Genomic DNA, 25,733 nt, shown 5'->3' with positions numbered 1-25,733 from the left:
TAAATGTCTTAAAAAGTATCATCAGCTTTGTCAATGTCTTAACTTAATGACATTGCTTCTACTGGCTATTTTGATATTGAGTTTATCCCTAATATTTTGAACTTGAATGGCGAGTTGTAGAACATCCTGTTGGTCACGGTAGTATCTGATTTGACCGATTTTACCAGTGTACCTGGTGATTGTTCCCTGAACAACAATATGATTTTTCTTTTTAACTAATAATTTCTGCGCGTTTTGCTTTATTTGATTGACAGAATCGTTAGCTTTCTTTTTAGATTTTGTTTTGGTAGGTAAGTCAACAGCTTGGGGAATAATGTGCCTATGTGTGTTGCCCTTTAATCTATATTCAACGTGTCCTTTTTGTTGTAAAAGCTCGTTAATATCGATTTTTTTATTTATAAGATTGGATACATTTTCTTTATTGCTTATTTTAGCTACCCAATCTTTTTTACGATCATAATTACTGACTATCTTGCAATGTAAGTTTGTTTGGTGCGGGTTGCGGATCTTTTTGCCAACGTAAATTCCAGCATTTTTAATGACCGTTTTTCTTAAACCAAATTTATCTTGCTGCTCTTTGCCAATATAACTGTCAATTTTGCTAACGCCTCTGACGGCGTCACCACTTCCTATAGTTTGCTGGTCAGTCAAGACAGCCTTAACGTCATTTAGTTTTAACCATAAGTGGTCGTCAATAAAAACGGGATGTTCGGGGTTATCTAACGCGACCCTTTCAAGTAAGAGTCGACCACCGCTGCGCTTGTTTTCAAATCTAATATCGGCTGCAATTCCCACCCAATTGAATAATTTATCTTGCCGATAAAAGCGTTCAAGGGTGAGATGATCATTTTCTTTAGTTTTCTTTTTCTGGTTCAAATAATTTTCTATTGAATATAATCGTGCGAGGTTATATTCATCTAGGTTAGGATGATCATCGATTGTTTTTTTGCAAAGGTACGGATAGAGTAATTTTCTATCTTTTTTGACTTGTATTTTTTGTTCATTCTGCTGTTTCTTGTTAGTGATGTTTTTGAGTAATTTTCTAAAAAATCCCATGTTAATCAACCCTTTCCTATACTAAAATTATATAATTAATTACTATAGAATACTCATTAAAGAGAAGGTAATGATAATGAAAATTAATGAAAAATTGATGCAGGCGGTCACCAAATTTAGGACAGGTGCCAAAAAAAGTGATGACAAACGTGACGCAGGTTTACCGCATAACATTCCGGAAGTAGAACGCTTTGATAACCTGCAATACGGTCAAGATTCTAAGTGGAATTCACTAGATATTTATCTACCTAAAAAAGTAGATCCTCCTTTTCCTACCATTATTAATGTTCATGGTGGCGGTTGGGTTTATGGCACCAAAGAAACCTACCAATATTATGGGATGGGTCTAGCAAAACGTGGTTTTGCTTTTATCAATCCTAATTATCGTTTGGCTCCAGAGCATGCGGAATTTCCTGACGAATTAAACGATGTGGATACATATTTACATTGGATCGATGATCATGCCGATGAATACCGTTTAGATCGTAATAATTTTTTTCTTCTAGGAGATAGTGCCGGTGGTCAAATGGTTGAGCAATATACAACTATTCTGACTAATCCTGATTATGCTAAATTGTTTCCTTATAAACCATTGAATTTGCATTTCAGAGCCATTGGCTTGAATTGTGCTGCTTCATTCGTGTTAACACCGGCAAGTTTAGCGGGGCTAGAAGGTGCATATTTCACACCGGCTACCGTTAAGAAGTATCATGAACAACTGGATGTAGAAAAATATATAACTAAGGATTTCTTGCCAACTTTTTTGATTACGGCTAATAAAGATTTCTTGCATGATATTCAATTCACTCTTTTTGGCTTTTTATTGGGTCATGGTATCCAGGCTATTTGCAAGAGCTACGGTAACGATGAAAATCCGCGGGCACACGTATTCTTTATTAATCAAAGGGATAAATTAGCCCAGCTTGCCAATGATCAGGAAATTGAATTCTTTAAAAATTATATTGTCGATTGAAGAAAGCAGGTTAGCAGCCTGTTTTTTATTTTGTCACTAAACTCTTTTAATTATAATAAATAAGTAATAAGTATATACTAGATACTTAGTGATAAAGAGTCTGAGGAAAATATGTTTGATTACCGAAATAATTTAAAAAGAATTTTGAATAAAACCACTGGCGATGACAAAAGCCTGCAAAATAGTTTAAATGCTATCCGGGTAATTATTGCGATGGCTGGTGGGAATAAGGACAGCAATAAACCCGTTAAAGCCAAAGCCGTTAAAAAGCCGGATAATTCGCAGAGCAAGGCAAATATTAAACAGGTTAAGCAGCTTATCATTGCCCTAACTAAATTAATTGCCTCTCCTGGGGATCCTGCTGCTAAAAATTCATCCTTGTCTGCACTTCACCAACTAACTTTTGTACCAGATATCGGTAAAAGATATGGCGATGTCTTAGGTAAACTTGGCCAGGCTATTCAAGACTCTGTGACCAATAAAGATTCGGTTAATAAGAAAATCTTTGAACAGGCGATGAAACCTAAGAAAAAGCCGAAGCGCGATTATCGCAAGGGCAAGCGTTATACCGTTATTCGCCTGGTTTCAGGCTGTGATTTGATCAATAGTAACGGTGAGCGTGTCTACACTTTGAGAGAATCACAAATTCATTCCCTTAATCTTAAGAGCGGGGACATTGTCGAAGCAATTGCGGAACACAATAATCCTCACTATGAGGCTACCGTCCTTAGAATAGTGGGACACCGGAAGCTTCGTACATATGATTATGATCAGATTGCAACTTTTAAGTATGCTGTGGTTCAGGGAAGACCAAATCATTTAGCTATAACACGTAATATTAATGGTAAAAAGTTGCGTATTCGTGGTAAAGCAGTGGTTGTCCCGGTTGACTCGAGTCGCTATCAAGATGATGAGGTGCACTTGGTAGACGGGTCGATCGTTGATTTGGCCTGGTATACTGGGGATGTTCGTTTGAAGAAGAACCCGGCTGATGCCGTTCAAATTCGCTGGATTTATCAGGTAGATCAGCCTAAACATAATAGTGTTAATAATAGGAAGAAAAAAGAAAATAAAGATACTTCTGAAGATGAATTAACCAAACTAGACATGGATCTGCACTACCAACGTGTGGGTGTTGCGATCGGTGATAACCAGAATGAAGCCATGCTTGAAAGCATTGTTAAGCGTTATAACGGTATACCCATTCCAATCGACGCTTTTCAGGGCAAAAAGAAGGTTATAGAAAATCAAATTAAGGATTTAGATATAGTTATCCTCGTGACCGCCTTCGCAGCTCATGACAGCACGTGGAATATCCGTGAATATGTTGGCAAGTACAATGTAAAATTTGCCGTAAGTTCAAGTAAGGGATACCAATCCTTTGAGCGTGCCCTTTATCGGGCAGAAAATAGGCTGCCGGCTTATGAAGGCAACCAAACAATTGAGTATAAAACTATTAATGTTAAGTGATTTTCCATTGATATCTTGCTTTTTAGGTAGTATTATAGAGTAGTTGTATTTGTGGAGACCTCCACATCTGCAACCGCACGTTTCGGGGTAAGAAGTTTTTCTGAATAAGAAGCACCTCGATTGGCGAGTCTGAGTATTTTTCGGAGGTGTACAAATGTACGCAATTATTAAAACCGGTGGTAAGCAATACAAAGTTGCTGAAGGTGACACTGTTTTTGTAGAAAAGCTTGATGCTAAAGAAGGTAAGGAAGTTACCTTTGATAAAGTTATCCTTGTAGCTGACGGCAAAGACGTTAAGATTGGTGCCCCATTAGTTAAGGGTGCTAAGGTTAGCGCTAAAGTTGAAAAGCAAGGCAAGGAAAAGAAAGTTACGACTTTCCATTACAAGCCAAAGAAGCACTCACATTCAAAGTATGGTCACCGTCAACCTTATACTAAGGTTACAGTTGAAAAAATAGAAGCTTAATTCAGAGGTGAAATGATAATGAATATTTTAGGTTTGAAATTATTTGCCCACCACAAGGGTGGCGGTTCTACTGCCAACGGTCGTAATTCAGCTGGTCGTCGTTTAGGCGCTAAAGCTGGAGATGGTGAAGAGATCCACGCAGGTACTATTATTTACCGTCAACGTGGTACTAAGATTCATCCAGGTAAGAACGTAGGCCAAGGTGGAGATGACACTTTGTTTGCATTGGTAAACGGTGTTGTTAAATTTGAGCGTTACGGTAAGTACAGAAAGCAAGTTTCTATAGTTCCTGCTGCAAAAGAAGCTAAGTAATTTAACTTTTAAAGAAAAAACGAGAAGCAATGGCTCCTCGTTTTTTTGTTGTTCACGCAAAAAATAGAAAAGATAACTTAAATTTATCCATAGACTAATTTTATTTATAGTAAAATGATCTATAAATTGGTAAAATATAATGTGGAGATGAGGAACTTACAATGACAATGATTTCAGTTAACGAATTCAAGAACGGGTTAACCATAAAATATAATAATGATTTGTGGCGGATTGTTGAATTCCAACACGTAAAACCAGGTAAAGGTAGCGCTTTTGTTCGTTCAAAACTTAAGAGTTTAAATACTGGTGCAGTTCAAGAGCACACTTTTCGTTCAACCGCTAAAGTTGAAACTGCCGAAATTGAGACAAAGAGCATGCAATATCTGTATAATGATGGTTCTAGCTACGTATTTATGGATACTACAACTTATGATCAATTAGCGATTCCACGAGAGCAGGTTGAAGATGAAGCCAAGTACTTAAAAGAAAACATGGTTGTAAGCGTAATGATGCACGATGGGAAGACCTTAGGAATTGAATTGCCTAATACGGTTGACCTAACAGTTACTAAGACTGAACCTAATATTAAGGGTGATACTTCATCTGGTGGTGGCAAGCCAGCGACTATGGAAACTGGTTTAGTAGTTAACGTTCCTTTCTTTATTAATAAAGGTGATGTCCTAACTATTAATACTACGGATGGTACCTATATATCCCGTGCAAATAAGTAATTTTTTGAGGTAAGAAAATGGCAGATAGTTCAAAAATTGTCTTAAATGGTGAGAAAAACGGCGAACAGATCGAGATTGATCCAAGAGTCCTTGAAGTTATCATGGGCATTGCTGCTGAAAAAGTTGACGGCGTTGCAGGAATGCGTGGTAATGTTAGATCAGGAATTAATTGGGTCTTTGGTCGTGAAGATCGGCGCAGAGGCGTTAACGTCAAGGTAGATAAGGATAACAAACTTATCGCTGACGTTTATGTTTACGTTGAATCTGGAGTTTATGTTCCTAAAGTTGCGGTTGAATTGCAAAAAGCATTAAAAGAGCAACTATTGCAGATGACCGATTTAACATTAAAAGAAATTAACGTTCATGTTGTTGGCTTGGTTTTCCCAGAAGATGAAGAAGATAGTGATCAAGCTACTTCTAAGCTGTTTTCAGATAGTGACGAAAAGAGTAAAGATGAATCAACACGAGAGTCGTAGAGTAGCTATGCAGGCAGTTTATTTGGCTAATGAAGAGCCAGATTATTCTGCAGCAGAAGTTGAAACTAAAATTGTTATAACACTAGATTTGAAGGAACTTTCTGCTTATTCAAAAATTTTAATTGAGGGCGTCCTTGCAAAGCGTGACGAATTAAAGAAAGATTTAGGCAGCCATCTTAAAAAGGGTTGGCAGCTAGATCGAGTTAATAAGATCGCGGTTGCAATTATGGAAGTTGCTTTATATGAAATTAAGTATAGTGACGAAATTGACCCTAAAGCAGCGGTTAATGAAGCTTTAAATTTATGTGATGAATTTGCCGATCCGAAGACAAAACCATTTGTTAATGGTGTATTAGCAAACTTCATTAAATAATAATCAATGGCCGGCAATAATGCCGGCTATTTTTATAGAAGAGGGAAATGATTTAATGGGAAAAATTCTTGATGGTAAGGCATTAGCTAATTTGCGTGCAGATAAACTTAAAGAAAAAGTTACAGATCTAAAAAAGCAAAATATAATCCCACTATTTTGCGTAATTAATATTGGAGACGATCCGGGTAGCAAGGTTTATGTCCGTACTAAGAAAAGACGGGCTAAAAGCGTAGGGATTATCCAAAAAATTTACCAGTTGCCAACTGACGAACAACAGTCAGATCTGCTAGCTTTAATCGATAAATTAAATGCCGATCCCAAAGTTTACGGTATTATGATTCAGTTACCTGCACCGAAACAAATTAATGTAAATCAAGCAGTTGAAAGAATTGATCCTAATAAGGATGTTGATTGTTTAACCCCAAGTAATGTTGGCCGTTTGTGGCAGGGCAACCACTTCGTTGAACCAGCTACGATTGATGGCATAATGGCATTATTAGATCACTATCAGATTGACTTAAAGAGTAAGGACGTCGTTATTATTGGCCGTAGTAATATTGTTGGTAAGCCCCTTGCTGCTTTAATGCTGGAGAGGGATGCTACCGTTTCAGTTTTACACTTAGAAACCAAAGATATTTCTGAGTACACTAAACGAGCTGATGTTCTGATTTCTGCTGCAGGGCAAGCTAACTTGGTTACTGCTGACATGGTGAAAGATGGTGTCGTTGTGATCGACGTTGGGATTAATCATATCCGCGGACACTTAGTTGGGGATGTGGCTTTTGATGATGTTTTACCTAAAGCCAGTTATATTACCCCAGTTCCAGGTGGCGTTGGTCCCTTAACAGTTGAATCTTTAATGGAGCAAGTTATTAAATTAACGAGGAGAGCTAATGGCCTCAGAGAATAAATATCTTACGGTTACGACTTTAAATTATTACATTACCCAAAAATTTAAAAATGATCCTTACCTGCATAAAGTATTTCTGCAGGGAGAGTTGTCAAACTTTCGTTTTCGCCGTAATTCACACCAGTATTTTTCATTAAAAGATGAAAAATCCAAAATTAACGTGGTAATGTTTCGTTCTTACTTTAATAAGGTTAAATTTAGACCCGAAGAGGGAATGAAAGTTTACGTTACAGGATATGTAAGTGTTTATAGCCCCCAAGGATCCTATCAGTTTTATGCAGAAACGATGGAACCGGCTGGCCTCGGTGCCTTATATGAGCAATTAAAACAATTGCAGGCAAAACTGTCTAAAGAAGGGCTGTTTGACCCTGCACATAAAAAGCCCTTACCGCATTTTCCTGATAATATAGCTGTTGTTACCAGTGCGTCAGGAGCAGTTATCCATGATATTTTAGTTACGGCTAACCGCCGTTTTCCACATGCAGAGGTTGACCTGTTCCCAGCTCAAGTACAAGGGGATGCTGCGGCTGACTCTCTTGTTCGTGCAATGCGGCAGATAGCTTCCTATGGCGATAAATATGATGTTATGATTATCGGTCGTGGTGGTGGATCTCTAGAAAATCTTTGGCCTTTTAACGAAGAAGAAGTTGTCCGTCAGGTTTACAGTATGAAAATGCCGGTGATTTCTTCAGTTGGACACGAAACGGATACCACCCTTTGTGATCTGGTTGCCGATAAGCGGGCAGCTACGCCAACGGCAGCCGCAGAATATGCCACTCCAAATTTAGCAGATGAATTGGCTAATATTCGGCAAATGCAAAATTCACTTCTTGCCAGTATGCAAGGAATTATTCGTGTAAGGCGGGATGCGTTAAACCGAATCAATAATTCTGTAATTATGCGTGAACCTACTAGGCTTTACGACCAACAAGCACAAACTCTGGACATATTGAAGCAGCGTTTGCAGAGCAGTATGCAGAATAAAGTTGAACGTGCGCGGCAAAGTTATAACTTGTTGCGGCAAAAGTTAATGTCGGCTAGCCCTGATAAAAAGATTGACCAATTTTTGCAGCAGCGCGATTTTTATAATCGGCGTTTGTTTGATAATATGAATCATTTTTTGAAGGGTAAACGTAACCAATTTAGCCAACTTACGCAGCAGTTGGATGATTATAGCCCGCTGAAGACCTTGGATCGTGGCTTTGTTTATACAACAGACGATCAGGGCAAAACGGTTAGTTCGATTAAGCAAATTAAAGAGAAAGAATTAATTAAGCTTCATTTTAAAGATGGCGATGCAAGTGCAACGGTGAAGTCAATTAGGAGAAACAATAATGGCAACAAAGAAAAATAATTTTGAAGAACAACTAAATGATTTACAAAAAATTGTTACTAATTTAGAAAACGGCAATGTCCCTTTGGAGGATGCATTAAAAGAGTTCCAAGAAGGGGTTACTATTAGCCGTAACTTAAATAAAAAGCTAACTCAAGCTGAAGAAACAGTTGCTAAGTTAGTTGATAGCGATGGTACTGAGCACAAGTTAGATCCTAAAAATGCATCATCACCAGAGGAATAGTTATGACAGTATTTAAAGAATTTCAAAGTCATTGGACACCAATAATTAACAATTATTTAGAGAAACATTTGGCTAGTGAAGTTGATGATAAAAAAATAGGCAAGATTATGGCTTATTCAGTAATGGCTGGCGGCAAGCGTCTGCGTCCGTTGCTTTTCCTTTCAACTTTGTATACTTTAGGTAAAAAAATTGGTGAGCAGGAAGTTAGAATAGCCTGTGGAATTGAATTAATCCATACTTATTCATTGATTCATGATGATTTACCTGCAATGGATAATGATAATTATCGCCGTGGTAAGTTAACCAGCCACAAAAAATGGGGTGAGGCAGAAGCTATTTTAGCCGGAGATGCCTTACTTCCAATGGGTATTCAATGGATTGCGGAAGGTAGTAAGTCTTCCCAACTTGTTACAATTATTACCCGTGCAGTTGGACCAAACGGCATGGTTGGTGGTCAATATTTAGATATTGATTCCACTAATAATGCAAGTGTTGCCGGTAATGCTAAGTTTATTAACCGGATGGAGTGGCTCAAAACCGGCTGTCTTATTGAGGCTAGTGTCAAGATGGCTGCAGTTTATGCAGGTGCGGATTCTGAACAGAAAGATAAATTAGTTGCTTTTGCTAAAGATTTCGGCCGCTCTTACCAAATTTATGATGATTTAGTTGACGTAGTCGAAACAAGCGAAGAGGCAGGTAAAGAAACTCATAAAGATAAAGAAGAGGGGAAAAACAATACTTTAACCCTTCTTGGAATCGATCAAAGCCGAAAAGAATTAACTAATTTAATTGACCACGCAAAGGCAAATTTAACTGGGTTAAACGGTCAATTATTAGCCAGTTTCTTAGATCTTTATAAAAAGGTATTATAAATGACAAAAGAGAGAGCAGACGTTTTATTAGCTAAACAAGGTGTTTTTAATTCACGAACTCAGGCGCAGCGGGCTATTATGGCTGGACTTGTTTGTGATCATAATCATCAGCGAATTGATAAGAGTGGCACAAGTTTCCCAGAAGGCGAGAAATTTTACGTTAAAGATGATGGGAAAAAGTACGTTTCTCGTGGCGGTTTTAAACTTGAAAAAGCACTTAAATCATTTGATATTAATCTAAAAGGTAAAATTTGTTTAGATATTGGGGCCTCAACCGGTGGCTTTACTGATGTTGCCTTGCAGAACGGTGCGAAAATGGTTTACGCCTTGGACGTTGGCTATAACCAATTGGTTTGGAAGCTTCGTGACGATCCACGAGTTATTGTTATGGAAAAACAAAATTTCCGTTATAGTAAGCCAGAAGATTTTCATCATGGTTTACCAGATTTTGCCATGACCGATGTATCCTTTATTTCACTCGATCTGATTATGCCGCCAATGTACCAAATCTTAAAAGATCATTGTGATGCTGTTTGTTTGATTAAGCCGCAATTTGAAGCGGGTCCGGTGAACGTTGGCAAGCATGGAATTGTTCATGATCATAAGGTGCACTGTAAGGTTATTGAACATACAGTAGAGAAGGCTTTAGCAATTGGTTTTAACGTGCTTGATGTTGATTATTCACCGATTAAAGGTGGTAAGGGCAACATTGAATTCTTAATCCATTTGCAAAAAGATGAAGCAAATGGTGGACGTAGAATTTGGACAGGAAAACCAGAAGAGGTTGTAGCTCGCGCTGTTAATGATCTTTAGGAGAGTAATATGTTAGTTGAGCTGGATATCAAAAATTTTGCGATTATAAAAGCACTGAAGGTTCGTTTTCAGGAACACATGACCGTTCTGATTGGTGAAACAGGTGCTGGTAAATCAATCATTATAGACGCTGTTTCACTCCTTATGGGTGGACGCGGTCAAAAAGAAATGATCAGAACCGGTGAAAAGAAGGCGGTAGTTACCGGCTTGTTCCAGCTTGATGGGCAAGAAAAGAAAATCACCGAATTATGCGATAAATATGGCTTGCCCCATTCTGATGATCAGCTTGTAATTAGCCGGGAACTTGCAGCTAAAGGGCGTAATGTTGTCCGGATTAATGGTCAACTAACAACTATTAATGTTTTGCGCGATATTGGTAATTATTTAGTTGATATTCATGGTCAAAATGATCAGCAAATTTTGATGGATCAAGATCGGCAAATTGATTTAGTTGATAATTATGCTCCCAAGTCTTTTAAGGATAACTTAGCAAAATATCAAAAAGATTTTTTAAATTGGCAAAAATTAACTAATAGGTTGCGACATTTACGTGAAGATGCACAAGAGTTGGCTCAAAAGCAAGATATCCTAAAATTTCAGGATAATGAGTTAAAAGCTGCCGATTTAAAGGATCCTAAAGAAGACGAAAAGCTTGAAAAAGAATATAACGAGCTAAATAATTATCAAAAAATTGTTGATACTGCTAATTATTTTATGCAATTATATGATGACGATGAGCATGGAATTGCCACGTTGTTGGGGGATGCACAAAATGCGGCAGCCGATCTAACAGAATATGGTTCTAAGTTTAAGGATATTGCTAAAACCGTTGACGATGGCGTTTATGCTTTAAGCGATGCTCGCAGTGAATTATCCAATGTAATGGATGAAATGGATTTTGACGAAGAAAGATTTAAATATGTTTCTAATCGCTTAGATACTTTAAATTCACTTAAGAAAAAATACGGCCCGACCTTAAAAGACGTTTTTGCGTTTTATGAGAAAGTACAAAAAGAGCTTAGTCAGTATGAGACTGGTGGCTTGGATGAAGAAAAATTGCAAAATCAAGTCGCTGAGCTCAATGAAAAGTTAACCAAGGAAGCACGCGGTCTTCACCGAACAAGAGAAAAGGTTGCTCATAAATTAGTGGAAAAGATCAAACAGGAATTAGCTGATCTTTATATGGCAAAAGCCCGTTTTTCAATTAATTTCGATGAGACCAAAACCTTTACAAAAAAGGGTACAGACTCAATCGTATTTTTGATTGCACCTAACCCTGGAGAGAATTTAATGCCCCTTGTTAAAATTGTTTCTGGTGGTGAACAATCACGGCTAATCTTGGCACTAAAGGCTATTTTTAGCCGGGTTGAACCAGTTGGAACGATGATCTTTGACGAAATTGATACCGGTGTTTCCGGTCGTGTTTCAGCAGCAATCGGTGAAAAATTACATTCAATTGGTGAAAATAAGCAGGTAATTGCGATAACGCACTCACCACAAGTTGCTGCTGCTGGGGATCAGCGTTATTTGGTAGCAAAGCAGATAAAAGATGGGGCAACTTTCGCTCAGATTGGTCCGCTCACACAGAAGGAGACAATCACGGCTATCGCACAGATGATGGCTGGAAATGATGTTACTGAAGCAGCAAAGCAGAATGCTGCAGATTTAATGAAGAGTTTCAAAAATAAAAAAGATGACTAATAAAGAACAGGCTGTTAAGCAGTATTGGCTAAATTTCTGCGACAAGAGAAAAATAGATCCGCAAGATTTAGATGAAGCTTTCGTTTTTGGTGCAACTAAAGCGGATGCTGATGAGTTAAGTGATCTGGTTAATCGTAGAATTAAAACGGCAACTACCAGTATCCATGTTCCTACGGAAAGTTCTTCTCAGGTTGGTAAGTATTGTATTGTGCTTGATGGTGATTTCAATCCAGTTTGCGTTATTCAGAATAAAGTTTATGAAGTAATGCCTTTTAAGCAGGTATCCCAAGAACATGCTTATCATGAAGGTGAAGGCGATCGTTCTTATAAATATTGGTATAAAGTTCACTGGGATTTCTTTACTAAAGAATGTCAGGAAAGAAAGCAAATCTTTAATGAGAATACGAATGTTGTATGTGAAGTATTTACAAAAATAGAATAAAAAATAGGCTAGAAATTGGAAAATTTCTAGCCTTTAATTTTGTGTAATTAGATTATGAAAGGTCTACCCGAAAAATATCGTTTAGATCAACAATTTTTAGAATCTTTTTATCTTCACTTCTCAATACGAATCTGTCCGCAGAAAGCCGCTTAGTAATTTGACCAATTTCGGTACTGCCATCTTGATAGGTCAATAAGACGTAGGCGCGGTGTAAAAGTGCGTAGCTGAGGTAAGCTAAGATCTTGCCACAAAACTGCCCATAGATGCTTAAACGGTCTTCATCGTATTCAAATAGGTAGTGATATACCTTCTTTATTGGTTTTGTGATTTCAGTGGCTAAAAAAGAATTAAAAGTTTTCATAAAAATCATCTTTCATAAATCTCGAACACTTGTTTGACATTTACTATTATACGAACAAATGTTTAGGAAAACAAGTGTTTGGCAAAAAATAATTGCAGAATTGGCTGACTTGAAAATAAACTAATTTTAGTGCAAACTAAATACAATAGTTATTTGTAGGAGAGTTTGGCATGGCAAATAAAGGTTTGTTACTCGTCCTTTCGGGTCCCTCGGGTGTCGGTAAAGGAACCGTAAAAAGTGCAATTGTTAAAAATAAAGTATTTCCGTTCGAATATTCTGTGTCGATGACCACACGTAAACCTCGTCCTGGCGAAGTTAATGGTAAAGATTATTACTTTGTTACCGAAAAACGTTTTAAAGAAGCTATTAACCAAGGCGAACTTCTGGAATATAATAGATACGTTAAGCATTATTATGGAACACCAGTTGCACCAGTTAAAAAAATGCTGGATGCAGGAAATGATGTTTTGTTAGAAATCGATGTTAACGGGGCACGCAAAGTACGGGAAAAGATGCCTGATGGCGTATTTATCTTTTTAACACCGCCAGATCTACACACTTTGCATTTGCGCCTAGAACATCGGAGAACAGAATCTGAAGATGTTATTATGGGTCGTATTCGGCAGGCTCGTAAAGAAATTTTAGTAATGCAAGATTATGATTATGCCGTAGTTAATGATACTGTTGCTAATGCAGTTGATCATATTAAAGCAATTGTTGACGCAGAACATGTAAGTGTGAAGCGGGTTATTGATAATTACCGTAAAATGGTCAGGGAGGATTAATATGAGAATTACATATCCGTCAATTGATAAATTATTGTCGCGCGTCGATTCACGCTATTCATTATCTGTACTAGCTGCTAAGCGTGCACATGAATTAGAAGCTGGAGATCCAGCAACACTTAAGAGTTTTAAGTGTGACAAATCGGTCGGTAAAGCGCTAGAAGAAATTGCAGCTGGTAAGGTTACAATTGATCCAGCACATCGAGAGGTTAATCAAATAGATGATTAAATTTTATGGCCTCCATCCAAAAGTGATGGGGGTCATTTTTTTCAAGGTGATTACATGATTGCTCAAGTTATAGTTGATATTGCTGCCAAGCAGACTGACCGTATCTTCGAATATCACATTCCAGATGAATTGGGTGGTGTAGAAATTGGTTCGCGGGTTTTCGTTCCCTTTGGCCCTAGAAAACTTCAAGGCTTTGTCGTCGGACTATCTGAAAAAAGCAAATATAAGGGTAAACTAAAAGATTTATTATTAGTAGTTGATGAAATGCCGCCACTTACACCTGAATTGGTTAAGCTTTCCGCGGATTTGGCCAACCACGTTTTTTCTTACCGAATTACAATTCTTAAGGCGATGCTTCCGCGGGTAATGCGCGCTAATTACCGTAAAATTTTGACACCTGTTTCGGCAAAAGCTAAAAAAATGCCCCTTTTTCAGGGGGATCCAGTTGACCTGTCTGATATAACCGATGTAAAGCAGGTAACCTTTGTGCGCAAACTTTTACGAAATGCTGATGCTAAAATTGAATATTTAGTTGAAAACAGGGCAAAAGTTAAGACGCAAAATCAGTATCTTTTAACGGAAGATAAAGCAGAGTACGTTAAAATTTATAATGCTTTGCGGCAAAATGCGGTAAAACAAAAACAACTTTTAATGGATATTATCGAAAACTATCAGCAGTATCCTAAGTTTCAGGATAATCTTGAAAGGGACGCCCAAGTTAATACTTCTACTCTAACCAGCGCTGTCAAAAAAGGCTGGTTTAAGAAAAAGGCGGTTGAAGTATACCGTGATCCCTTATCTGGTTTTAATGGTGATCCCAAGAAAAAAGCGATAACGTTGAATGACCAACAACAAAATGCCTTAAATGAGATAACTCCCGCAATTAATGAAAGAAAAGCACAAATATTTTTACTTGAAGGAATTACCGGCAGTGGTAAGACTGAGGTTTATTTGCATGCAATCAGTAAAGCCTTAAAACAAGGGAGAAATGCCCTAATGCTTGTACCGGAAATTTCGTTGACCCCGCAAATGGTGCGGCAGGTTAAAGCCCGTTTTGGTGAACAAGTTGCCGTATTGCACAGCGGTTTATCTGAGGGTGAATTATACGATGAATGGCGCAGAATTAGGCGTGGCGAGGTACGCGTAGTTGTTGGCGCCCGCAGCGCTGTTTTCGCACCCTTGACCAACATTGGCTTAATTGTGATTGATGAGGAACATGAATCTTCTTATAAACAGGAAGACAATCCCCGCTATCATGCTCGAGATGTCGCTATTTGGCGTAGTAAGTACAATCATTGCCCACTTGTTTTAGGTAGTGCCACCCCATCTTTAGATAGTCGTGCACGTGCCCAAAAGGGTGTTTACAAGCTTTTGCGTCTTACCAAACGCGCCAATAATAAAAAATTACCTGAAGTAAAATTAATTGATCTAAAACACGTGCAGTTCGCGGGCAGTCAATTTGACCTGTCCGTTGAATTAGTTGACGCAATTAAGGAAAGCTTAGCTAAAAAAGAACAGGTTATTCTAATGCTCAATCGCCGCGGCTTTGCTAACTTCATGCTCTGCAGGGAATGCGGCTACGTAATGAAGTGTCCTAACTGTGATCTATCTTTAACAATGCATAAGGATACCGGTGAAATGCAATGTCACTATTGTGGTTATACTGAGCCAATTCCAAAATGTTGCCCTAATTGTCATAGTTCACAAATTCGCTTTTTAGGGACTGGTACACAAAAGGTACAGGAGGAATTGCTGCAGCTTATACCAACTGCCAAAGTTTTACGGATGGATGTTGATACAACCAGACGCAAAGGCAGTTATAAGCGGATACTTGACGCCTTTGGCAACCATGAAGCAGATATTTTATTGGGTACGCAAATGATTGCGAAGGGTTTGGATTTTCCTAATGTAACCTTGGTAGGAGTAATTAATGCGGATACCGGGTTATGGGTGCCCGACTACAATGCTTCAGAGCGTACTTTTGAATTGTTAACCCAGGTTGCTGGCCGTGCCGGCCGAGCTGAAAAAACGGGCAAGGTACTCATTCAAACTTATAATCCTGAACATTATGCAATTAAGTTGGCGCAAACCCAGGATTATGAACGCTTTTATGGTTATGAAATGCGGGTACGTCATGCCGGTAATTATCCACCGTATTTTTATACCGTTTTAATTTCTGTTGCTTCTAAAAAAGAACAGAACGCGGCGCGTGAGGCTTTTACGATTAAAAGACGCCTACAACAGAATTTGCATGCAAGTACGATTATTCTTGGTCCCACACCAAGTGCAATTGCACGTCTAAAAAATCAATATTATTACCAAATACTGGTAAAATATAAATCAGAAGATAATCTTAATAAGTTGTTACATCAAATTCAGGATTCTGCGCAAGAAATTAAGAAATATGGACTGAATGTCTATATCGATAATGAGCCAGAGCGAATTATGTAAAGGGGGATGTTTAATGACATCTGTAATTTTCATGGGTACACCGGATTTTTCAGTTCCTGTTCTTAAGGGATTGGTAAAACACGGTTACGTAGTTAAGGCTGTAGTAACACAACCCGATAAAAGAGTAGGACGCAAACAGAAAATAACCAAAACTCCAGCTAAATTAGCCGCTGAAAAACTTAATTTGCCTGTTTTTCAACCTGCTAAACTTTCAGGCTCTAAGGAATTAGATAATTTAATTGCCATGCACGCAGATTTAATTGTTACTGCTGCTTATGGCCAATTTTTGCCGACTAAATTTTTAAAATCCGTTAAAATTGCCGCGGTTAATGTGCATGGTTCACTTTTACCAAAATATCGTGGCGGTGCACCGGTTCAATACTCATTGCTTAACGATGACGCTGAAACGGGGATTACTATTATGGAAATGGTCAAGAAAATGGACGCTGGGGATATTTATGCACAAAAAGCACTTAAAATTGAACCTGACGATACAACGGGCAGTCTTTTTACTAAACTTGCAATTTTAGGAAGAGATTTATTATTAGAAACCTTACCGAAAATTATTGATGGTAGCGTAAGAAAAATCCCACAAGATCCAGATAAAGTTGTTTTCTCACCAAATATTTCCAAAAAGCAAGAAAAAATCACTTTAAGTATGACAGCTACTGAAGCAAATAACTTAATCAGGGCTTTAAATCCTGATCCCGGTGCATATTTAATGGTAGATGGTAAGCGGCTTAAAGTTTGGAAAGCCAAGGTAAGTAAAGATCAAACCAAGCTTGAAGCAGGTAGCTTAGTTTCTAATAAAAATCGTTTTGCTATTAGTTTTGCAAACCATACAATTTTGGATTTACTTGAATTGCAGCCTGCAGGTAAAAAACGAATGACAGTGAAAAACTTTTTGAATGGTCAAGGTAGTAAATTTAAGCCAGAAGAGAAAATTATCGATGACTAAAAGTGCACGTGCAATCGCACTTGAAACCTTAATTCGGGTTTTTCGTGATGGTTCATATTCTAATATCAGTTTGAATAATAATTTGCGTGGTTCGCGGCTCTCACAGACGGATCGAAATTTTGCCACTAGGCTTGTTTATGGGACTATTCAATATAAAATATACTTAGAGTACCAATTAAAGGGGCTAGTTAAAACTAAGCTTAAAGAACCATATTTAAAACCGCTTCTTTTAATGTCGGCCTACCAAATTATTTTTCTTGATAAGGTTCCTAACCGTGCAACTCTAAATGAGGCTAACAAATTAGCTAAGCAATTCGGCGGGCGGCATTCATCCGGCTTTAGGATTGCTAATGGCGTGCTGCATGCGTTAATTAGACGAGGAACGATACTGCCTGATAAGATAGATTCGGTTAAATATTTAAGTGTAAAAGCGAGTGTCCCTGAATGGTTAGTTAATTACATTATTACTAATTGGGGAGAAAAAAGGGCAGCAAGTATTCTTAGCAGCATTAACACGCCTGCCAAAAATAGCGTGCGTCTATCGACTTTGTCGGATCAAAAGCAGACGATTGCAGAATTAAAGAAATTAAATTTTGCTCCACAAGATTCTAAACTGGCCAGTAATGAACTCATTTTGAGTCACGGTGGTGTTAGTACCACCCCGCCTTTTAAAGAAGGAAAGTTAACGATTCAAGATGAGGCAGCAAGTCTAGTTGTTGAAGCTTTTGATTTCTCCGGTGATGAGAAAGTTCTAGACGCGTGTAGTGCCCCAGGCGGTAAGACGACTCAAATTGCTGAGTATTTGCCGCATGGGCAGGTGACTGCCCTGGATATACACGAAAAGAAGCTTCGGTTAGTAAGACAAAATGCTAATAGAATGCATGTTGCCAACAGAGTGGTCACTAAGGCAATGGACGCCCGCAAAGTTGACCAATATTTTTCTGGGCAGCAATTTGCTAAAATATTAGTAGATGCCCCTTGTTCCGGATTGGGCTTGTTACGGCGTAAACCCGAAATCCGTTATACGAAAAGCATGAAGGATTTACTGAACCTGCAAAAGATCCAGCTGGACATTCTTGATCATGTTAGCAAGATTCTTGAAGAAAATGGAGAACTCATTTATTCTACCTGCACTTTTGCGGTAGAAGAGGATGAAAAAGTGGTTGAAATTTTCTTGAAGAATCATCCTAAGTTTGAATTGCGTCCCTTTAAATTGGCAAAAATTGAATCTAAAACAGGGATGTTGAAGATATTACCAGATAGTTATGGCAGTGACGGCTTTTTCATTGCTAAGTTTGTAGTACGAGGTTAGAGTTTTGATTGAAACAGCATTTGCTTCGAGTATTGGTAGAATACGAAAAAGCAATCAAGATTTTGTACAAGTTTTTAAGAACAAAAGTGGTGTAACCCTGGCTATTGTGTGTGACGGCATGGGCGGTCATCAAGGTGGTGACGTTGCCTCTGCTATGGCAGTTAGTCACTTAGGTCATAATTTTAAAAATACTGACTTTAGTGACAGCAAAATTGCCCATAAATGGTTAGAAGTACAACTTAATTCTGAAAACGAAACAATTCTAAAAACAGCTGATCGCTTTCCTGATTTAAATGGAATGGGGACAACTATTGTATTAACGATTGTTTTCGATACGACGGCTTTGATTGCTCACTTAGGTGATTCCCGTGCTTATAGCTATGCAGATGGCAAATTCACTCAATTGGTAGAAGACCATTCTTTGGTTAATGAATTAGTTAAAATGGGCCAAATTACTAAAGAACAGGCTAAACACCACCCACAGAAAAATATCATTACCCAAGCTCTAGGTGTTTCAAGTACGATCGATCCGGAATTTCGGGAAATAAAACTTCATGATGATGATATTATTATGCTGTGTACCGACGGGTTAACTAATTCATTAACTGATCCCCAAATTCAGCAAATTTTAGCAACTAAAGATTTATCACTTAAAGACCGCTGCAATAAATTAATTAATGAAGCCAATCGTTTGGGCGGTGGTGATAATATAACCGTTTGCTTGGTGTCAAGCAAGGGAGATGACGACAAGTGATCGATAAAGGTTATTTACTTGGCGATCGCTATCGCATCATTGATACCTTAGGCGAAGGCGGTATGGCCAACGTTTATTTGGCAGAAGACATTATTTTGCAGCGTAAAGTTGCGGTAAAAATCTTAAGGCTTGATTTACAAAAAGAACCACAGACTTTAGCCCGGTTTCAACGGGAAGCTTTGGCTACCAGTGAATTGAGTCACCCGAATATCGTTTCTGTGCTCGATGTAGGAACTGACCATGGCCTGCCATATATGGTTATGGAATACGTAGATGGTCCCAATCTAGAGGAGTATATTCAAAAAAAATCCCCCTTAGATTTGCACGAAGTTATTCGTATCATGGATCAAATACTGAGTGCGATGACTTTGGCTCACAAGCACAATGTTATTCACCGTGATTTAAAACCACAAAATGTTTTAATGGATAAAAAAGGCAATATCAAAATAGCTGATTTTGGTATTGCTGTTGCTTTAAACCAAAGTTCCATTACCCAAACTAACTCTGCGATGGGCTCGGTTCATTATATGTCCCCAGAACAAACCCGGGGTGGACTAGTTACCAAGCAGTCTGATATTTATTCTTTAGGAATAATACTTTATGAATTGATCACGGGGAAAGTACCGTTTAATGGCGATACTCCCGTTGCAATTGCGTTGAAGCACGCTCAGGAACCGATTCCATCCATTCGTAAAAAGGATCCTAAGGTACCACAAGCTTTAGAGAATGTAGTCTTAAAGGCCACTGCTAAAGATCCGCGAGATCGGTATGCCTCAGCTCAAGGGATGAAGGCAGATCTAGATACTAGTTTAGATCCGAGTCGTAAAGATGAACCGGTTTTTGTTCCTGCTCATAATATTAATACTGATGAAACCATTGTTTTACCTGGTTTTAAAGCAAATGGTGAAAAAACAGACAAGGATAAAGCAAATGCTTCCGATCAAAAAAAAGATGATGAGAAGAAGCCTAGTTTCTGGGAAAATATTAAAAAACATAAATGGTGGTGGATTCTTAGCGGCTTAGCTGCGATTGTAATCATCTTTATTATGGTTTTTGCATTAAATGGACGTGACACAGGGGATGTTCAGGTTCCCGACGTTACGAATTTGACGGAGAATTCTGCCCGTAATAAGTTGCAAGCAGCAGGCTTAGAAGTTGGCGAAATAAGCCATAAACATTCCGATAGCATAGATGCAGGGAAAATAATTTCAACTTCTCCAGGTGCTGGCGATCCGATTGCGAAGGGTAAAACTGTTGATTTAGTTGTTTCTAATGGAGCTGGCATGGTTAAAGTTCCTGATATGACCGGGAAAGACTATGTTAGTGCCGCTAAGAAATTAAGCAAATTAGGTTTCGACGTGATCCGAAAAGATCAATCTTCGAATACTGTAGCTGTTGGTAATATTATTAGCCAAAGTATCGCTGCCGGTGTCGAAGTAAAACCTAAACAAACTACAATTACCCTTGTAGTTTCAAAGGGTAAAACTGTTAGTCATAAAAAGAATACGATTAAACTTAAAGATTTACGGAATTACTCTTTAAAGGGTGCACAAGATTATGCTAAGGATAATCATTTAACTCTGCAGGCGACCCAAAAGTATTCAGATACTGTTGAAAAGGGTATGGTTATCTCAATGAGTCCTGAAGCTGGAACTGAAGTAGAAAGTGGTTCGACGATCACCATTAGTGTTTCTAAGGGACCAAAGCAAAATCAGGATAAAGATTCCAGTGTTACAAAGACATTTACGGTAAATTATAAGGCTCCAGGTAAAGATCAAAGTAGTTCTGACAAAGATAAGGGTAATCACGTGCAGATTTATATTTCTGATGATGATCATTCTCTCAGTAACATTTATCGTGATTTGTATATTAAACATGATATGAGCTTCTCAATCCCATTTTCATTAAAAGATGGATCAGGTGAATTGCGGGTTGTCCGTGATGGTCAAACCGTATTAAATGAAAAGGTAACTAAATGATTAAACAAGCAGAAGGCATTGTCGTCAGTTTGCTGGCCGGCTTTTACGATGTCGAAACAAGTAGCGGTATAGTGCGCACTAGAGCCCGTGGCGTTTTTAGACAAAAAAAGCAAAAACCGGCTGTTGGTGATTATGTCAAAATTCAAGTAGATGATCATGGGACAAGTTACCTAATTGAAATTGCGCCCCGAATTAATCGAATTGGGCGGCCAGCAGTTGCTAACGTTAGTCACGTTCTGTTAGTCATGTCTGCGGTTCAACCAGATTTTTCTTTGCAATTACTTGATCGCTTCTTGACTTTCTTTTCGTGGAAAAAAGTTAAAGTAAGTATTTATTTGTCTAAGAGTGATCTGGCTACTGAAGAGGAATTACTGAAAATAAAGAAAATTCTCGCTTATTATGAACAGATTGGTTATCCCGTGTTTTACAGTTGGCAGGACCTGTCAGCAAAAATATCTAAGATGATCACGAAAAAGCAAATTTGGACATTAGCGGGACAATCTGGTGCCGGTAAGTCAACCTTACTTAACCACTTAAAGAAGGGTCTTAATCAGGCTACAGCTGCTATTTCAACCAGTTTGAACCGTGGCAAGCACACAACCAGGAGAGTACAATTGTTTCCTTTGGGTCAGGGCTTTTTAGCTGATACGCCTGGTTTTTCCGCAATTGATTTAACACCGATTAAGTTGACGGATTTACGTAATTATTTCGTTGAATTCAAAAAAGCTAGCGTTAACTGTAAGTTTCGTGGTTGTCAACATATAAAAGAACCAGCCTGCGAGGTTAAACGGTTGCTCAAAGCCGGGCAAATAAGGCAGAGTCGTTATGATGATTACGTAGCAATCAGGGAAGAAATTAGTACCGGGCGTATTCCTGAATATTTAAAGTGAGAAGGAGAGAACATGTTAATTGCACCATCAATCTTAAATGCAAATAATTTAGACTTAAAAAAAGATATAAAAGAAGCTACGGCTGCCGGAATCACCCGCTTTCATATTGATATTATGGATGGGCATTTTGTGCCCAACTTATCTTTTGGACCGCAAATGGTAAGTGATTTTAAGCGTGAATTTCCTACAACAGAGGCAGAAATTCACTTAATGAGTGATAAACCAGATGTTTTGGTTCCGGCGTTTGTTAAGGCTGGAGCTGATTTGGTTGAAATCCATTATGAGGCGATGAGTGAAGAAAAAGTTAACCACTGGCTTGATTATTTAATTGCAAATAATGTAAAGGCTGGCTTAGTGTTAAATCCCGATACACCGGTTTCGGTTTTAAATAAGTTTGTTTCTAAGCTAGACCAGGTATTATTGATGACGGTTTATCCCGGATTTGGCGGACAAAAGTTTATAGCTGATTCACCTAAACGGATTAAGAAGACGCGCCAACTGCTTACTAAAGCTGGTAAGGATATTCCAATTGAAGTTGATGGCGGTGTTAACGGACAAACTGCTATGTTGGCTAAAGATGCTGGAGCAGATGTCTTTGTTGCGGGTTCTTATATTTTTAAGAATGGAAATATTACTGAACAAGTTAAGAAATTAACAGAGATTTTACGATGAAAGCTTATGCCTTATTAGGTGGTCCTGAGGAAGAATGGCCGCAGAATATAAAAAATGATTTTGCCTTAGCACAGCAAAAAAATGATTTGCTTATTGGTGTTGATCGGGGAAGTTTATTATTAGAGGAGATGGGCCTAATTCCTGATCTTGCAATTGGAGACTTTGATTCACTTGAAAAAAGCGAATTGGCCAAGATTGATAGCAGTGTCCCTGATATTCGTTATTCGAGCCCAATAAAAGACGCCACGGATTCTGAATTAATGGTGAAGATAGCTTTTGAAGATTATCACGTTGATTCTCTAACGATATTGGGTGCAACCGGAGGACGGATCGATCATTTTTTGATTAATTTGTTTATGATTTTAAATCCTAAGATAAATAAGTATGCCGAAAAGATTACTTTATTGGATAAGCAAAATTTACTGAATTTTTATATTCCAGGCCAGCACGTGATTAATAGAAAAGCGGGTTATAATTACGTTGGTGTTGCTGATCTTAGCGGGGTTAAAGATTTAAATATTGAAGGGGCTCGCTATGAATTGGCTAATTATAGTAATTCTTATCCGTTAATTTTTGGATCAAATGAATTTTTACCTGATAAAGATACTTTTGAGATAAGTTTTAAAAAGGGAACGGTAGCAATTATTTATTCTAAAGATATTAATCGTTTCCATAATATATAAAAAAACAGCATTTTTAAAAATGCTGTTTTTTTCTTTTTAAAATTGTTCGAAAAAAAAGACTTACAAAATTTCTTCTGTAAGTCTTACTTAATATTTAAGCACGAGTAACTTCACCAGACTTTAAAGCCTTGGTTGAAACCCATACACGTTTTGGTTTGCCGTTAACAAGAATACGAGCTTTTTGAAGGTTTGGCTTCCAAGCGCGACGAGCTGAATTTAATGAGTGTGAACGCTTGTTACCAAAAGTAGTCTTTTTACCTGTTACATAATCTTTTGCCATTTGCTAAACCTCCTTTATTTGTGTTTTCATACTTATTAAGGATAGCATGTGTTTAGAAGTAATTCAACCTGAAAAGAATTTTTTATCAAAGGGATTTTTTAATTTATAGTTAAATATATGATAAAATAAATACATATATTTAAACAATGAGACGGAGGATAAACATGGCTGTTAAAATCAAAACAAAAGATGGTTTGATTGATATTTCAAATGGAGTAATTGCAACTGTTGTTGGTAATGCAGCTACGTCTAATTACGGCGTTGTTGGAATGGCATCAAAGAATGTTATTCGCGATGGTTTCGATGGAATTCTTAATCGAGCAAATTATAAACGTGGTGTTGTTGTTAAGTCAGAAAACAATCAAATCACGGTTGATGTTTATATTATTGTTGGTTATGGTTTGAAGATTTCTGAGGTAAGCCGTAACGTGCAAGACAGTGTGAAATTTAACTTGAAGAATCAACTTGGTATTGATACAAAAGCCGTTAATGTCATCGTTCAGAGTGTTAAAGTGCTTGACGAGTAACGCAAACGGAGGTTAAGAATATTGGTTTTAAAGGAAATAGATAGTAAGAAATTTAGGGATATGGTTCGTGTGGCCACCCACAGAATTGGTAAAAACGCGAAATTTGTTAATTCGTTGAACGTTTTTCCAGTTCCAGATGGTGATACTGGTACCAATATGAATTTAACTATTGAGAGTGGTGCTAAAGCAGTTGCCGAAAACCCTAGTTCTAAAGTTGGCGATCTGACTGAAAGTCTATCTAAAGGGATGCTGATGGGAGCACGTGGTAATAGTGGTGTTATCTCATCTCAGCTATTCAGGGGCTTTTATAAGGCTACTCAAGGCATGAATACTTTGACTGCACAAGAATTGGCAAATGGCTTTACAAATGGTGTTGCTACTGCTTATAAGGCAGTTATGAAACCTGTTGAGGGTACCATTCTGACCGTTGCTCGTGTTGCTGCGCAAGATGGTGCGAATAAAGCTAACGAAAGTGATGACGTTGAAGAAGTAATGAAGGCCGTAGTTGAAGGTGCCAAGAAGGCATTGAAGTCTACCCCTGATTTGCTTCCAGTGTTGAAACAAGTTGGCGTCGTTGATTCCGGTGGTCAAGGATTACTCTTTATTTATGAAGGCTTTTTAGAGGGCCTATTAGGGGAAAACTTTGCTGATCAGTATCAACCAGATGAAACTGAAATGGATGAAATGATCAACGCAATGCACCACCAATCAGTTCAAAGTCAATTAGCCACTCAAGATATTAAAAATGGTTATTGTACCGAAATTATGGTCGATTTAACGGCTGATATTCCTAATAAGAAGCCATTTAACCTTGATGAATTTAGAAAACATTTATCTGGTTTAGGCGATTCTCTGTTAGCAGTTTCTGATGATGAAGTTGCTAAGGTGCACGTTCATACTGAACATCCCGGGGAAGTTTTCCAATATGGTAGTCAATTTGGCCAATTAGAAAAAATTAAAATTGATAACATGCGAATCCAGCACGAAACAATTGTTAATAATAACGAAGAGAAACAAAAGAGTGTTGATTTTGCTGTTATTGCTGTTGCTTCAGGAAACGGTATTCGTAAGCTCTTTGAAAGTGAAGGGGTTAACCGAATTATTTCAGGTGGTCAAACAATGAACCCATCAACCCAGGATATTGCTGACGCTATTAAGAAGTCGGGTGCTAAGAAGGCCATCGTTTTACCTAATAATGGTAATATTGTGCTTGCAGCTAAACAAGCTGCTGAAGTAAGTGATATTCCTGTAGGAATTGTCCCAAGTAAGACTATTTCTCAAGGTCTGACTTCAATGCTTTCATTCAATCCAGATGATTCAGTAGAAGACAACGTTAAGAATATGACTGAAGATTTGGATACGGTTGTTTCCGGTCAAGTTACCCAAGCTAACCGTGATACTACTATTGATAAGGTTGAAGTTCATAAAAATGATTACTTAGGCATTGTTGATGGCAATATCCGTGTAGATGATCCTGATATGATCAAAGCAACTACTAAGATGATCGAAAAGATGTTGAATGAAGATTCTGAGATTATTACCATCATGTTTGGTCGGGATGCAAGTAAAAAAGATGCTGATAAGGTTGTAGCTGACCTTAAGAAGAAGCATGATGACCTTGAATTTGAGATTCATGATGGTGGTCAGCCGGTTTATCACTTCTTGATTTCCGTTGAATAA

The 25,733-nt window shown here is 38.0% G+C and carries 29 protein-coding genes and 1 other annotated feature; of the genes, 26 read left to right on the top strand and 3 right to left on the bottom strand.

Going from position 1 to position 25,733, the window contains the following annotated elements; translation table 11 throughout:
- Positions 1-30: 30 nt before the first annotated feature.
- Positions 31-1,056, bottom strand: a complete 1,026-nt coding sequence (locus tag FC77_RS01485) for a hypothetical protein (protein WP_056969770.1) — start codon at positions 1,054-1,056, stop codon at positions 31-33.
- 76 nt (positions 1,057-1,132) lie between these two features.
- Between FC77_RS01485 and FC77_RS01480 the strand changes: the two genes are divergently transcribed.
- From FC77_RS01480 to FC77_RS01415, 14 genes are all read left to right on the top strand, one after another.
- Complete coding sequence (locus FC77_RS01480) at positions 1,133-2,029, top strand: alpha/beta hydrolase (RefSeq protein WP_056969768.1); 897 nt, start codon at positions 1,133-1,135, stop codon at positions 2,027-2,029.
- Positions 2,030-2,140: 111 nt separating this feature from the next.
- Positions 2,141-3,499 carry a DUF2325 domain-containing protein gene (locus FC77_RS01475; RefSeq protein ID WP_056969766.1) on the top strand — a complete coding sequence of 453 codons (1,359 nt, stop codon included), beginning with the start codon at positions 2,141-2,143 and terminating at the stop codon, positions 3,497-3,499.
- Positions 3,500-3,560: 61 nt separating this feature from the next.
- Positions 3,561-3,640 (top strand) — a sequence feature (ribosomal protein L21 leader region).
- A gap of 13 nt (positions 3,641-3,653) precedes the next feature.
- Positions 3,654-3,965 carry a 50S ribosomal protein L21 gene (rplU, locus tag FC77_RS01470; RefSeq protein ID WP_056969764.1) on the top strand — a complete coding sequence of 104 codons (312 nt, stop codon included), beginning with the start codon at positions 3,654-3,656 and terminating at the stop codon, positions 3,963-3,965.
- Positions 3,966-3,983: 18 nt separating this feature from the next.
- On the top strand, positions 3,984-4,277 hold the full coding sequence (gene rpmA, locus FC77_RS01465) for a 50S ribosomal protein L27 (RefSeq protein ID WP_054681335.1): 294 nt from the start codon (positions 3,984-3,986) through the stop codon (positions 4,275-4,277).
- 161 nt (positions 4,278-4,438) lie between these two features.
- Entirely contained in the window at positions 4,439-5,008 is a 570-nt protein-coding gene (gene efp, locus FC77_RS01460; protein ID WP_054681332.1) for an elongation factor P, read from the top strand.
- 17 nt (positions 5,009-5,025) lie between these two features.
- Positions 5,026-5,484 carry an Asp23/Gls24 family envelope stress response protein gene (locus FC77_RS01455; RefSeq protein ID WP_054681330.1) on the top strand — a complete coding sequence of 153 codons (459 nt, stop codon included), beginning with the start codon at positions 5,026-5,028 and terminating at the stop codon, positions 5,482-5,484.
- Positions 5,462-5,857, top strand: coding sequence for a transcription antitermination factor NusB (nusB, locus tag FC77_RS01450; protein ID WP_054681329.1), 396 nt, complete (start codon positions 5,462-5,464; stop codon positions 5,855-5,857). Before FC77_RS01455 ends, nusB begins: the two co-directional genes overlap by 23 nt.
- A gap of 55 nt (positions 5,858-5,912) precedes the next feature.
- Positions 5,913-6,767, top strand: coding sequence for a tetrahydrofolate dehydrogenase/cyclohydrolase catalytic domain-containing protein (locus FC77_RS01445; protein ID WP_056969762.1), 855 nt, complete (start codon positions 5,913-5,915; stop codon positions 6,765-6,767).
- Positions 6,751-8,121, top strand: a complete 1,371-nt coding sequence (gene xseA, locus FC77_RS01440) for an exodeoxyribonuclease VII large subunit (protein WP_056969760.1) — start codon at positions 6,751-6,753, stop codon at positions 8,119-8,121. Before FC77_RS01445 ends, xseA begins: the two co-directional genes overlap by 17 nt.
- Positions 8,102-8,344, top strand: coding sequence for an exodeoxyribonuclease VII small subunit (locus tag FC77_RS01435; RefSeq protein ID WP_056969758.1), 243 nt, complete (start codon positions 8,102-8,104; stop codon positions 8,342-8,344). The genes xseA and FC77_RS01435 overlap by 20 nt, the downstream gene beginning before the upstream one ends.
- A 2-nt stretch (positions 8,345-8,346) precedes the next feature.
- Positions 8,347-9,216 (top strand): polyprenyl synthetase family protein, encoded by an 870-nt coding sequence (locus FC77_RS01430; RefSeq protein ID WP_056969756.1) that lies wholly within the window; start codon positions 8,347-8,349, stop codon positions 9,214-9,216.
- On the top strand, positions 9,217-10,029 hold the full coding sequence (locus tag FC77_RS01425) for a TlyA family RNA methyltransferase (protein WP_054681327.1): 813 nt from the start codon (positions 9,217-9,219) through the stop codon (positions 10,027-10,029). It begins immediately after the preceding gene.
- Positions 10,030-10,038: 9 nt separating this feature from the next.
- The gene (gene recN, locus FC77_RS01420; RefSeq protein ID WP_056969754.1) at positions 10,039-11,730 is read left to right on the top strand and encodes a DNA repair protein RecN; all 1,692 of its coding nucleotides are present in this window, start codon (positions 10,039-10,041) and stop codon (positions 11,728-11,730) included.
- On the top strand, positions 11,723-12,172 hold the full coding sequence (locus FC77_RS01415) for an ASCH domain-containing protein (RefSeq protein WP_054681324.1): 450 nt from the start codon (positions 11,723-11,725) through the stop codon (positions 12,170-12,172). Before recN ends, FC77_RS01415 begins: the two co-directional genes overlap by 8 nt.
- Before the next feature lie 52 nt (positions 12,173-12,224).
- Here the strand turns inward: FC77_RS01415 and FC77_RS01410 are convergent, their stop codons facing one another.
- A complete protein-coding gene (locus FC77_RS01410; protein ID WP_056969751.1) occupies positions 12,225-12,533 on the bottom strand; it encodes a hypothetical protein in 309 nt (102 codons plus the stop codon).
- Between the two features lie 170 nt (positions 12,534-12,703).
- Here FC77_RS01410 and gmk point away from each other — a divergent pair, with 170 nt between their 5' ends.
- From gmk to FC77_RS01360, 10 genes are read left to right on the top strand one after another with little or no spacing between them, the layout of a single operon-like run.
- Complete coding sequence (gene gmk, locus FC77_RS01405) at positions 12,704-13,318, top strand: guanylate kinase (RefSeq protein ID WP_056969749.1); 615 nt, start codon at positions 12,704-12,706, stop codon at positions 13,316-13,318.
- A gap of 1 nt (position 13,319) precedes the next feature.
- Positions 13,320-13,547 (top strand): DNA-directed RNA polymerase subunit omega, encoded by a 228-nt coding sequence (gene rpoZ, locus FC77_RS01400; protein ID WP_054681323.1) that lies wholly within the window; start codon positions 13,320-13,322, stop codon positions 13,545-13,547.
- 54 nt (positions 13,548-13,601) lie between these two features.
- The gene (gene priA, locus FC77_RS01395; protein WP_056969747.1) at positions 13,602-15,998 is read left to right on the top strand and encodes a primosomal protein N'; all 2,397 of its coding nucleotides are present in this window, start codon (positions 13,602-13,604) and stop codon (positions 15,996-15,998) included.
- Positions 15,999-16,011: 13 nt separating this feature from the next.
- The gene (fmt, locus tag FC77_RS01390; RefSeq protein WP_056969745.1) at positions 16,012-16,956 is read left to right on the top strand and encodes a methionyl-tRNA formyltransferase; all 945 of its coding nucleotides are present in this window, start codon (positions 16,012-16,014) and stop codon (positions 16,954-16,956) included.
- Positions 16,907-18,268: a 16S rRNA (cytosine(967)-C(5))-methyltransferase RsmB gene (gene rsmB, locus FC77_RS01385; protein ID WP_056969743.1), complete on the top strand. Its 1,362-nt coding sequence runs from the start codon at positions 16,907-16,909 to the stop codon at positions 18,266-18,268. The genes fmt and rsmB overlap by 50 nt, the downstream gene beginning before the upstream one ends.
- A gap of 4 nt (positions 18,269-18,272) precedes the next feature.
- On the top strand, positions 18,273-19,022 hold the full coding sequence (locus FC77_RS01380; protein WP_054681322.1) for a Stp1/IreP family PP2C-type Ser/Thr phosphatase: 750 nt from the start codon (positions 18,273-18,275) through the stop codon (positions 19,020-19,022).
- Entirely contained in the window at positions 19,019-21,001 is a 1,983-nt protein-coding gene (gene pknB / locus FC77_RS01375; RefSeq protein ID WP_056969741.1) for a Stk1 family PASTA domain-containing Ser/Thr kinase, read from the top strand. The genes FC77_RS01380 and pknB overlap by 4 nt, the downstream gene beginning before the upstream one ends.
- Complete coding sequence (rsgA, locus tag FC77_RS01370; protein ID WP_082621101.1) at positions 21,001-21,891, top strand: ribosome small subunit-dependent GTPase A; 891 nt, start codon at positions 21,001-21,003, stop codon at positions 21,889-21,891. Before pknB ends, rsgA begins: the two co-directional genes overlap by 1 nt.
- A 12-nt stretch (positions 21,892-21,903) precedes the next feature.
- The gene (rpe, locus tag FC77_RS01365) at positions 21,904-22,563 is read left to right on the top strand and encodes a ribulose-phosphate 3-epimerase (RefSeq protein WP_056969737.1); all 660 of its coding nucleotides are present in this window, start codon (positions 21,904-21,906) and stop codon (positions 22,561-22,563) included.
- Entirely contained in the window at positions 22,560-23,246 is a 687-nt protein-coding gene (locus tag FC77_RS01360; RefSeq protein WP_056969736.1) for a thiamine diphosphokinase, read from the top strand. Before rpe ends, FC77_RS01360 begins: the two co-directional genes overlap by 4 nt.
- Before the next feature lie 94 nt (positions 23,247-23,340).
- Here FC77_RS01360 and rpmB read toward each other — a convergent pair whose 3' ends face one another.
- Positions 23,341-23,526 carry a 50S ribosomal protein L28 gene (gene rpmB / locus FC77_RS01355; RefSeq protein ID WP_054681321.1) on the bottom strand — a complete coding sequence of 62 codons (186 nt, stop codon included), beginning with the start codon at positions 23,524-23,526 and terminating at the stop codon, positions 23,341-23,343.
- 164 nt (positions 23,527-23,690) lie between these two features.
- Between rpmB and FC77_RS01350 the strand changes: the two genes are divergently transcribed.
- Both FC77_RS01350 and FC77_RS01345 read left to right on the top strand, forming a co-directional pair.
- On the top strand, positions 23,691-24,053 hold the full coding sequence (locus tag FC77_RS01350; RefSeq protein ID WP_054681320.1) for an Asp23/Gls24 family envelope stress response protein: 363 nt from the start codon (positions 23,691-23,693) through the stop codon (positions 24,051-24,053).
- 21 nt (positions 24,054-24,074) lie between these two features.
- Positions 24,075-25,733, top strand: a complete 1,659-nt coding sequence (locus tag FC77_RS01345; RefSeq protein ID WP_056969734.1) for a DAK2 domain-containing protein — start codon at positions 24,075-24,077, stop codon at positions 25,731-25,733.

Origin of the sequence: Lactobacillus acetotolerans DSM 20749 = JCM 3825, from assembly GCF_001436775.1 — a bacterium.
Classification (GTDB): domain Bacteria; phylum Bacillota; class Bacilli; order Lactobacillales; family Lactobacillaceae; genus Lactobacillus; species Lactobacillus acetotolerans.
This window is presented reverse-complemented; position numbering and strand designations above follow the sequence as displayed.

Excerpts from the sequence above, each read along its gene's own strand:
- fmt (WP_056969745.1), top strand. The coding sequence starts at position 16,012 with ATGACATCTGTAATTTTCATGGGTACACCGGATTTTTCAGTTCCTGTT.
- FC77_RS01435 (WP_056969758.1), top strand. The coding sequence starts at position 8,102 with ATGGCAACAAAGAAAAATAATTTTGAAGAACAACTAAATGATTTACAA.
- rpoZ (WP_054681323.1), top strand. The coding sequence starts at position 13,320 with ATGAGAATTACATATCCGTCAATTGATAAATTATTGTCGCGCGTCGAT.
- FC77_RS01410 (WP_056969751.1), bottom strand. The coding sequence starts at position 12,533 with ATGAAAACTTTTAATTCTTTTTTAGCCACTGAAATCACAAAACCAATA.
- rplU (WP_056969764.1), top strand. The coding sequence starts at position 3,654 with ATGTACGCAATTATTAAAACCGGTGGTAAGCAATACAAAGTTGCTGAA.
- FC77_RS01475 (WP_056969766.1), top strand. The coding sequence starts at position 2,141 with ATGTTTGATTACCGAAATAATTTAAAAAGAATTTTGAATAAAACCACT.
- FC77_RS01430 (WP_056969756.1), top strand. The coding sequence starts at position 8,347 with ATGACAGTATTTAAAGAATTTCAAAGTCATTGGACACCAATAATTAAC.
- priA (WP_056969747.1), top strand. The coding sequence starts at position 13,602 with ATGATTGCTCAAGTTATAGTTGATATTGCTGCCAAGCAGACTGACCGT.
- xseA (WP_056969760.1), top strand. The coding sequence starts at position 6,751 with ATGGCCTCAGAGAATAAATATCTTACGGTTACGACTTTAAATTATTAC.
- FC77_RS01480 (WP_056969768.1), top strand. The coding sequence starts at position 1,133 with ATGAAAATTAATGAAAAATTGATGCAGGCGGTCACCAAATTTAGGACA.
- rpmA (WP_054681335.1), top strand. The coding sequence starts at position 3,984 with ATGAATATTTTAGGTTTGAAATTATTTGCCCACCACAAGGGTGGCGGT.
- nusB (WP_054681329.1), top strand. The coding sequence starts at position 5,462 with ATGAATCAACACGAGAGTCGTAGAGTAGCTATGCAGGCAGTTTATTTG.
- FC77_RS01425 (WP_054681327.1), top strand. The coding sequence starts at position 9,217 with ATGACAAAAGAGAGAGCAGACGTTTTATTAGCTAAACAAGGTGTTTTT.
- FC77_RS01455 (WP_054681330.1), top strand. The coding sequence starts at position 5,026 with ATGGCAGATAGTTCAAAAATTGTCTTAAATGGTGAGAAAAACGGCGAA.
- FC77_RS01360 (WP_056969736.1), top strand. The coding sequence starts at position 22,560 with ATGAAAGCTTATGCCTTATTAGGTGGTCCTGAGGAAGAATGGCCGCAG.
- recN (WP_056969754.1), top strand. The coding sequence starts at position 10,039 with ATGTTAGTTGAGCTGGATATCAAAAATTTTGCGATTATAAAAGCACTG.
- efp (WP_054681332.1), top strand. The coding sequence starts at position 4,439 with ATGACAATGATTTCAGTTAACGAATTCAAGAACGGGTTAACCATAAAA.
- gmk (WP_056969749.1), top strand. The coding sequence starts at position 12,704 with ATGGCAAATAAAGGTTTGTTACTCGTCCTTTCGGGTCCCTCGGGTGTC.
- rpe (WP_056969737.1), top strand. The coding sequence starts at position 21,904 with ATGTTAATTGCACCATCAATCTTAAATGCAAATAATTTAGACTTAAAA.
- rsmB (WP_056969743.1), top strand. The coding sequence starts at position 16,907 with ATGGTCAAGGTAGTAAATTTAAGCCAGAAGAGAAAATTATCGATGACT.
- FC77_RS01350 (WP_054681320.1), top strand. The coding sequence starts at position 23,691 with ATGGCTGTTAAAATCAAAACAAAAGATGGTTTGATTGATATTTCAAAT.
- FC77_RS01415 (WP_054681324.1), top strand. The coding sequence starts at position 11,723 with ATGACTAATAAAGAACAGGCTGTTAAGCAGTATTGGCTAAATTTCTGC.
- rpmB (WP_054681321.1), bottom strand. The coding sequence starts at position 23,526 with ATGGCAAAAGATTATGTAACAGGTAAAAAGACTACTTTTGGTAACAAG.
- FC77_RS01445 (WP_056969762.1), top strand. The coding sequence starts at position 5,913 with ATGGGAAAAATTCTTGATGGTAAGGCATTAGCTAATTTGCGTGCAGAT.
- FC77_RS01485 (WP_056969770.1), bottom strand. The coding sequence starts at position 1,056 with ATGGGATTTTTTAGAAAATTACTCAAAAACATCACTAACAAGAAACAG.